Annotated in this window: 5 protein-coding genes; 2 read left to right on the top strand and 3 right to left on the bottom strand. The window is 62.7% G+C overall.

What is annotated here, in order from left to right:
• Window positions 1-430 precede the first annotated feature (430 nt).
• Together VEK15_25995 and VEK15_26000 are read left to right on the top strand one after the other, a co-directional pair.
• Window positions 431-1132: a class I SAM-dependent methyltransferase gene (locus VEK15_25995; GenBank protein HXV64179.1), complete on the top strand. Its 702-nt coding sequence runs from the start codon at window positions 431-433 to the stop codon at window positions 1130-1132.
• Between the two features lie 68 nt (window positions 1133-1200).
• Window positions 1201-2880: an amidohydrolase gene (locus VEK15_26000; protein ID HXV64180.1), complete on the top strand. Its 1680-nt coding sequence runs from the start codon at window positions 1201-1203 to the stop codon at window positions 2878-2880.
• A gap of 30 nt (window positions 2881-2910) precedes the next feature.
• Here VEK15_26000 and VEK15_26005 read toward each other — a convergent pair whose 3' ends face one another.
• The 3 genes from VEK15_26005 to VEK15_26015 form a co-directional block, all read right to left on the bottom strand.
• Window positions 2911-3672 (bottom strand): hypothetical protein, encoded by a 762-nt coding sequence (locus VEK15_26005; GenBank protein HXV64181.1) that lies wholly within the window; start codon window positions 3670-3672, stop codon window positions 2911-2913.
• A gap of 144 nt (window positions 3673-3816) precedes the next feature.
• Window positions 3817-5256, bottom strand: a complete 1440-nt coding sequence (locus tag VEK15_26010; protein ID HXV64182.1) for a sodium:solute symporter family protein — start codon at window positions 5254-5256, stop codon at window positions 3817-3819.
• 44 nt (window positions 5257-5300) lie between these two features.
• Window positions 5301-6319, bottom strand: a 1019-nt coding sequence (locus VEK15_26015) for an FAD-binding oxidoreductase (protein ID HXV64183.1), incomplete at its 5' end; no start/stop codon positions are given.

Below are 6319 nucleotides of genomic sequence, written 5' to 3' on the forward strand. Positions count from 1 at the left end.
CTCCTGACTGAGCTCCTCAGCAATCGCTTGCCTCACGTAACTGACGAAGTATCGATACACCTTGAGGTGATAGCGGTCAAAGAGTTGGCGAGGAAGCGTGTCCATCGAAACCCTCGCCTACATATAACGTTGTTTCGACGCAGATGTCTCGGCGAGGGACACAAATAACCAAGAAAATGGGAGGCCTGCGCTACTTTTGGCAAGAATGCCCACAAGCTACCATGCCAGCCGTTCAGCCACCCTAACCGAAGCAGCATGCAGCAGTCCGCCCGCACGTTGCTACCCTTTGAAAAGAAAGGACTCAGCTCCGCGACCGTAGCTGATGCTTACGATCGCGAGAAGCCTGAGTTCGCCGAGCGTCCCCTCGTACTGAAACGTAGCGACGGGCAGCGACACAGCATGAGTCACCAAGCGGGGGGTAGAATCCCCCGTGTCGTCGTACGGTGAGGACCTCGCCTACATTCAGCACCAGGGATTCGCCGATTTTTCGGAATCGGCTTCTCCTGGCCTTCTCCGGCTCATGGCGCGCGCCGGAATTCGCCATGGGGTTGCCGTCGACCTGGGTTGCGGAAGCGGTCAGTGGCTTCGTGAGTTGGACCGCGCCGGATTCCGGACGGTCGGGGTAGAGTCGTCGCGGTCGCTCGCTCGCATCGCTCGGAAGATCGCACCTCGCACAAGGCTGAAAGTTGGCTCGGTATACGAGGTCGACGTGCCGAGCTGCGATGTGATCACGGCGCTCGGTGAGGTGCTGTGCTATTTGCCCGCTCGGCCGATCGCGCCTTGGTTTCGCAGAGTGAGCCGGGCGCTACGACCGGGCGGGCTCTTTGTCTTCGACGTCCTGGTGGCCGGTGCTCGTCCGATGCGTTATCGCACCTGGCGCTCGGGCCCCGGATGGGCGGTCCTCGTTTCGGTATCGGAGAAAGGCCGGCGGGTGACCCGGGAGATCACCACGTTTCGACGAGCGGGGGAGGGCTATCGACGCGCTTACGAGCGGCATGTCCTCCGCGTCCTCTCCCGCGACCGTCTCTGTGACGCGCTCCGCTCCGCGGGTTTTTCCGTTCGCGTCTCGCGCCGCTACGGGGAGCTCGAGCTTCCTCCTCGCCGGCTGGCGTTCGTGGCACGGAAATGTTGAAAAACGCCTCGGCTCAAGAACGGTCGGGTTCAGGCCTACACGATTGGAGCGTGGTAGCCGCGGTGCCCGTGCCACTCTCACTCCTACTCCTGTCGACCGTTGTCGCCGCGCCGTTCGCGATCGCGAGTACGATGGCGAAGCTCCCCGCGCAGCACGCGCCACCCGATATCGTTCTTGTGAACGGGAAGATCATCACCGTCGACGAGCGGTTCACAATCGCCGAGGCGATCGCGGTCACAGGCGAACGCATCTTGGCCGTCGGCACCGATGAGGAGATCACTCGGCTCGCCGGGCAGGGAACTCGGTGGATCGACCTGGAGGGAAAGGCGGTGATTCCCGGGCTCATCGACAATCACATGCACCTTCTCCGCGCGGGTCTCACGTGGCGGCGGGAAGTTCGTTGGGACGGGGTCGGCTCGCGAAAGCAGGCGCTCGCGATGTTGCGCGCCCGGACGAACGACGCAGGTCCCGACGAGTGGGTCTTCAATCTGGGTGGCTGGACGAGAGACCAGTTCGCGGACGACGCGAGCTCTTTCACCCGCGACGAGCTGGATGGCGTCGCTCCCGATCATCCCGTGCTCCTTCAGGCGGCCTATTACGAGACCTATCTCAACAGCAGAGCCATCGAATCACTCCGCCTGGAAGAAAGGGACGAGCCGTGGATCGGGCGCGATCCTACCGGAAGGCCGACGGGAGTGATCGAAGAGCCGGGTGTTGGCACGATTGCCGCTGAGCTTCCGGTTCTCGACCCTCCGGCGGATGAGGTCGAGGCGAGCACCATGAGCATGTTTCGCGACCTGAATCGCGCCGGGCTGACATCGGTCGGCAGCGCCGGTTGCGAGCCAGAGTTGATCGAACGCTATCGTGCTTGGGCGGACGAAGGTCGGCTGAGTCTGCGGGTCTTTTGCATTACCTCGTTTCCGGCCGGCACTCCGCAGGAAGTAGACGACGTTCTAACCCGAATCGCGGCGATGAAGTTGTTCGAGGGGGACCACGATATCGATTGGATCGCGTACGGAGAAGGGGTGTATCGGCCGCTACACGACCCTATGTTTCTGCTCGAGTCCGATCCGACCCCGGATGAACTCGCCCAGTGGCGCCGGTTGACCACCGAGGTCGCCCGCGCGGGCCTCCCGCTGCACGTGCATGCGAATCTGAAGACCACGATCGGCGCTTTCCTGGACCAGATCGAGCGGATTCACCGAGAGTATCCGATCGACCGCCTTCGATGGGCACTCGCCCACTTCAACGAGCCCAGCTCGTCACAGCTCGAGCGCATGAAGAGCCTGGGCATGCATGCCGCCGTGCATCCCTGGGCCGTCATCAACGGCGGGATCCAGCACCGGGTCTACGGAGAGGCCGCCCACGAGATGCCGCCGCTTCGAATGATTCAGGACAGTGGAATCGCATGGGGACTGGGAAGCGACGGGAGCCGAGCGAACCAGGTCCTCCCCATGGTGACGCTCGGGTGGGCCGTGACCGGCAGGATGGTCGGCGGTAACAGAGTTCTTCGGCAGACCATCAGCCGTGAGGATGCATTGATAGCGCATACCCGCGGGAGTGCTCATCTCGTCTTCCAGGAGAAGAACCTGGGGACAATCGAGGCGGGAAAACTGGCGGACCTCGTGGTCCTCGATCGCGATTACTTGACGGTTGACGCGGACCAGATCAAGGACACGACCTCGGTTCTCACGATGGTTGGGGGGCGGATTGTCTACTCATCAGTTGCTTCTCCGGTGTCTCGGTAGCCTCACCTAAACGGTGCAAATGGCGCTGCTTCAGCGGAGATGGGCTCGCGGCGAGAAGATCTCCGCAGTGAGCCCCGTATCGAAGTCTATGGACTGAATGACGTTCTCGCCGGTCTTTCGCCCGTTCGAAACGTACTCCATCCGAAACGGTATCTGCAGGCCGTCCACGTCCCGATAGTCGCTGTAACGGTAGGTGATCTCCGTGACCTCATTTCGCTGCCGGTTCATCCACGTTTCCCCGCCCCGGTGGTGGGTCAGGCGAGCTTCGAAGAGAAGACCGGTGTCGCGATCGATGACCGCGACCCACACATCCTCCCAGGCACGCCCCACGTTCTCCGATGCCGAGACGCGGAGTAGCTCGAAGCCGTCCTCGGCTCCAGCGTAGGCGACTTCGACTCCCGGGTCCATCCATTTGAACGGAAGCGAGCGCAAGTAATACTCGCCATGGGCGCGGTAGTAGCCCTCCCCCTCGGCGCCATCGTCGCTCCGGGGCGTGCCCTCGGCAACCGCGAATCCCCGGGAGCCATCGTGGCCGAACACGAGGACCGATTCCGCCTGTCGTTTCAGTAGAAGCGTCCTCGTGCCACCCTGATCCCGGAGGAGATACTCCTCGTACGTTTCGGACCCCCCGGAGTCCGTCTCTCTCCGAGCCACGATCTTCCAGTCTCGAATCGCCTCGAAACGGGCGAGACCCCCGTGGGCCGCGATTGACCTCTCGAGTACCGCTTTCCCCTGATCCGGAGCGGCAGTGAGCAGGCCGATCGTGGAGAGAAGTCGAAAGAAGGTCGTCATGAAAGGTGGATCATATCCCGGATTCGCTCTTGCGCCCTCAATCGAGATCCCTTGAGCGCGCGTGGCGTATCCAGGCAATCAGGGTGGCCGCGACGGCGAGGTACACGATGCCCGCCGAGAAGTAGACGAGAAAGCTCCAGGCGGTCATGCTTCGTTCACCTCTTCGGGTACGAAAGCCCCCGCGGGAGCGAAACACGACGTGAGCCGGTGGACGGTGAAGAGAACGAGAAGATTCGCTCCCACGCCGACGGCCACTGCGGGAACCCCGAAGGGCTCGCCGAGCACACTCGGCCCCCACGCGTACGTCGCGCCGATGCCGGCCAGGATTGCGGGCACGGCCGCGCGGGGTGCAACGGGTCGCTCGCGAGGCGTTCCCCACAAAAGAGCGACGCAAAGAGGAGGGATGATCGAAGGCGCCCAGAGCGTGTAGCTGTAAATCAGAAGCTCGAAGACGTCGGGCAGGCTTAGGGCCGCAATGACGCCACCGGCCCCGATGAGCAGCGTCGTCGTCTTCGACCAGGCGAGCATGGTCGCATCGCTTGCGTCGGGACGAAAGAGCTTCTGGTAGAGGTCGCGAGTGAAGATGACGGAGGCATTGTTCAAGATCGAGTCTCCCGTCGACATGACGGCGGCGAGAAGTGCCGCGAAGACCGCTCCCTTGAGCCCGATGGGCAGGAAGTCGCGTACGATGGACGTCAGGACGAGGTCGGGCTCGGTGTCTCTCAAGAGAAGCGCGCCCGCGAGGCCGAGAGCGATCACGACGATGGTATAGAAACCGTAGTAGCTTCCGAAGAGCGTCACGCCCCAGCGAGTATCTCTCGGGCTCTTGGTCGCGAAATAACGCTGAACGAAATAGGGAGCGAGCGCTTCACCGAGGAGAAACGCAACGAATATGCCGAGGATTCGCGATGAGCTCCAGTCACCGCTGAAGCTCAAGAGCACGGGGTCGAGTCCCGCGGTCATCGCCTCGACGCCGCCGACGCGATCGATCGCCACCAGGGAAGCCGTGGTCAGACCGAACGCCAGCACGATGAACTGGAGGAGATCGGTGTAGATAACGGCCCAGATGCCGCCCAACCCGGTGTAGAAGATGACGAGCGCGGACGAAGCGATCAGCAAAGGGACGAGAGGCAAGCCGGTGATGGTTTGCAATATGCGCCCCATGGCCAGCAGCTGGACCCCGAAAAGGGAGACGCTGTAAAGGAAAGAGAAAATTCCCGTCAGGGCGCGTGCCGCCCGCCCGTAGTAGAACCCCATGACGTCGCCCACGGTATACAGCTTGCCGATGGCGCGCATGCGGGGCGCGAGGAAGAGGCCGGAGAGGAGCTGGTTCAGCACGAAGCCCACCGTGGCGACGAAGATGACGATGCCGGACTGATAGGACTGCGAGGCGCGCCCGATCGTCGCCGCCCCGCCCGTCGCCGTTGCTGCCATGGTGGCGAACAAGAACACGACCGGGAGTCGCCGGCCCGCCACCGCGTAATCCTCGAATCCTTTGGTTCTTCGCATCGAGACGAAGCCAATGAGAATGACGACGGCGAAGTACGTGACGATAATGGTGAGATCGACGGTGCCGACCAGCATGTTCGGGTTCGGAGACCGCTGCGAGGAACGAGCGCCGTGCGAGTCTAGCTCATCCAGTCGGCGAAGCGGTAGTAACGCGCGGCAAGAGGGATGAACCAGGGGTAGCCGCGATAGAAGAACCTCGTGGGATGGGGAATCTCGGCGAAGGGACTGGTCGCGATCTGACCGGCCAGAAGTTTCCCGACCTCGGTCCCGAGATACGTGGCGACGGCGAGCCCGTGGCCGCCATAGCCCATGGCGTAATGAATGCCTTCGACGCGGCCGATGTGTGGCATGAGGTCGAACGTGATGCCGAGCTTCCCCGTCCAGCTGTGGGTCAAAGACGCGTCACGAAGCCGTGGAAAGGTGCGCACGAGCTGGGCCCGCAAGATTTCCGCGCTTCGATTCAGATCGAGATTGGTGCTGAGATCGTTCCGGCCGCCCCACAGCATGCGCCCGTCCGGAGTCAGGCGGAAGTAGTTGAGGAAGTTCTTCGAGTCGTAGAGCATCCGCCCTTTGGGGATCAACTCTACCTGGAGCTCGCGTGCGAGGGGCTCGGTGACGATGATGTAGCTTCCGACGGGGAAGATGCGGCGCTCGAGCGGCGGCACGAGCGCGTCGGTGTAGCCGTTCGTCGCGATGAGAACCTCCCCCGCCCGCAGCACTCCCTGGTTGGTGTGGATCTCGAAGCCATCGCGCAGCCGAGCCACCCGCGAAATGATGATTTGCTCGTGGAGACGAACGCCGCGGCGCGCGACTGCCCGGGCGAGGCCGTAAACGTACTTCGCCGGCTGAAGCCCGCCGCTGTACTCGTCCAGAATGCCACCGTGGAACACACGGCTTCCGATCTCGGAGGGGAGCTCCGCGGGGGAGAGAGCCTGGACCTCGTGGCCAAGCTCCTCGCGGAACCATTGGACGCTCTTTCGCATCCCCTCGAAGTGGGAGGGCTTATAGGCCAGGCAGATGTGGCCGGAACGGCGCCAGTCACAGTCGATGGACTCAGAGCGAACGATCTCCTCGAGAAGATCGATCGCCTGGAGCGAAGCCTTCCAGAACTCGCGACCCTGTTTCTTCCCGTAGGCAT

This window comes from Vicinamibacteria bacterium (genome assembly GCA_035620555.1).
Classification (GTDB): domain Bacteria; phylum Acidobacteriota; class Vicinamibacteria; order Marinacidobacterales; family SMYC01; genus DASPGQ01.